This window comes from Caulobacter sp. P1_B12_2 (assembly GCF_056406675.1).
Map to the genome: position 1 here is coordinate 1 of NZ_JBFTZS010000622.1, position 2053 is coordinate 2053.

Below are 2053 nucleotides of genomic sequence, written 5' to 3' on the forward strand. Positions count from 1 at the left end.
AGGTCGATCACCGCCGCCTCGTCCAGCCGCAGACCGCCGGCCGCACGACGCACCGCGCCGTAAAGCGGCGCGGTCTCGCGCGACGGGGCCAGGGCCGAGACGGCGAAGTCGGCGTCGTCCAGGCCGCAGTCGTTGGCGACCTCGGCCAGCAGGTCCGGATGCAGGGCGATCACCGCCCGGCGATTGCCGCCGGCGTCCAGGTGGCGGCAGTCGAAGGCCTCGCCCGCATTGCCCAGCAGGATCGCGCCAGGGGTCGCGCGGGCGCGTCCATGGCGTCCGCCATAGTCGAAGGTCCCCGCCACCACGACGCCGATCACCGGACCGGCGTAGCATTTCTCGATCGGCGACGCGGCGTCGGTGGCGCATCGCGCCTCCCCCGCGCCGTACAGCAGCGAGCGGGCGGGCAAGGCCGGGCCTTGGGTCTCGACGCGGAACATGCGGCCTCCGTCAGGGTGCGCGACCATAGAACCCGCCTCGCCGCCCCGGGGCAAGCCACAAGCCCGGCGCAACAAACCCCAAGTCAGCCGGCTGCCAGCGAGCCAAGCTCCGACCGTCTTGACGGGAGGGTTCATGAACCGCGACGGCGTTCTCTACGGCCTCGGGGCGATCGCGCTGGGGATCATCGGTATGGCCTTCGGTGACTTCGCCCTGCAGTGGCAGCCCGTGCCCAAGGACCTGCCGGCCCATCACCTGCTGGCGCTGCTGAGCGCGGCGGTCATGGTGGTTCTAGGCCTCGGCGTCTTGTGGTCGCGCACCGCCCGTCCCGCCTCGGCGGCCTTGGCCGTGGTCTATCTGGGCTGGGTCGCGCTGCATGGTCCCGAGACCGCCGCCGCGCCCACCAGCGTCGGCTCGTGGCTGGGCGTGGCCGAGACCCTGTCGCTGTCGGCCGGCGGGTTGGCCCTGTTCGCCCTGTCGGCCCAGCCGCCTAACGACCGGCTGCGGCTGGCCGCGCGGCTGATCTATGGCCTGTGCCCCCTGGTGTTCGGCCTCAGTCATTTCGCCTATGCCGACTTCACCGCCAAGATGGTGCCGAGCTGGATCCCTCATCCGCTGTTCTGGGCCTATGCGACCGGCGCCGGCCACCTGGCGGCCGGGCTGGCGATCCTGTTCGGCGTGACGCCCCGGCTGGCGGCGACTTTGTTGACGGCGATGATGGCCAGCTTCGTCGTGCTGCTGCACATCCCGCGCGTCATGGCCGCGCCGGACAGCCATCTGGAATGGACCATGACGGCGGTCGCCCTGTCGCTGACCGGCGCGGCCTGGGCGTTGCGGCAGTCCCTGCCGTCTCCCGAGCCCTCAGGCGCTCTGGCGTTCGACCGCGTCGGCGTCGACCGCCAGGGCTGACGGCGCCATGCCGGCGCGGCGGAACAGCTTGCCCAGCGCCAGGACCAGGCTCTTCTCCTCCACCCGGTGATAGGGCGAGGTCGCCGCCAGCTCGGCCGACAGCCGCGCATGGGCCTTGCCCAGGCTGTGATACGGCAGGCGCGGCAGCAGGTGGTGCAAGGCGTGGTAGCGCAGGCCGACCGGCGCCCACAGGAACGGCAGCAGGGCCGGCGGCGGCACGTTGACCGAGTCCAGGAACTGCGCCTCGAAGCTCATGACCTCGCCGTCATTGTGCCAGTAGTGGGCCACCAGGGTCCGCAGCTGGTTGACGAAGGTGGCCAGCGAGAACAGGGCGAACCAGGTGACGACCACACGGACGGGGACGAAACCGGCGACCGTCGCGGCGGCCACGCCCCAGCACCACAGCCAGCATCCCAGCTCCTGGGCCAGCCAGTCGGGCCGGGTCTTGTCGTTGTCCTCGCGCACGAAGTCGGGATTGATCACCAGGGCCGACAGCTTGGTCTTCACGAAGCGGCGCACGCTCGGGACCAAGAACGACAGCGGGATCAGGATCCCCGAGCGCAGGATCACGCCTAGCGGGGCCAACAGCGAGATCGCCGTGAACAGCGCCAGCTTGAACTGCGAATAGCGGCCCAGCGGCAAGTATTCCGGATCCTGGGCGGTGCCGAAGCGATGCTTGGCGTGGTGCAGGTTGTGCACGCCCTCGTAC

The 2053-nt window shown here is 70.8% G+C and carries 3 protein-coding genes; 1 reads left to right on the top strand and 2 read right to left on the bottom strand.

The window, feature by feature from the left end:
- Positions 1 to 437: AraC family ligand binding domain-containing protein (locus tag AC1DZ6_RS24140; RefSeq protein ID WP_477099639.1), on the bottom strand; the 437-nt coding region annotated here is incomplete at its 3' end.
- 133 nt (positions 438 to 570) lie between these two features.
- On the opposite strand from AC1DZ6_RS24140, the gene AC1DZ6_RS24145 reads away from it, so the two are divergent.
- Complete coding sequence (locus AC1DZ6_RS24145; protein ID WP_477099640.1) at positions 571 to 1344, top strand: DoxX family membrane protein; 774 nt, start codon at positions 571 to 573, stop codon at positions 1342 to 1344.
- Here the strand turns inward: AC1DZ6_RS24145 and AC1DZ6_RS24150 are convergent.
- A partial coding sequence (locus tag AC1DZ6_RS24150; protein ID WP_477099641.1) for a fatty acid desaturase occupies positions 1297 to 2053 on the bottom strand: 757 nt, incomplete at its 5' end. The two genes, AC1DZ6_RS24145 and AC1DZ6_RS24150, sit on opposite strands and share 48 nt — an antisense overlap.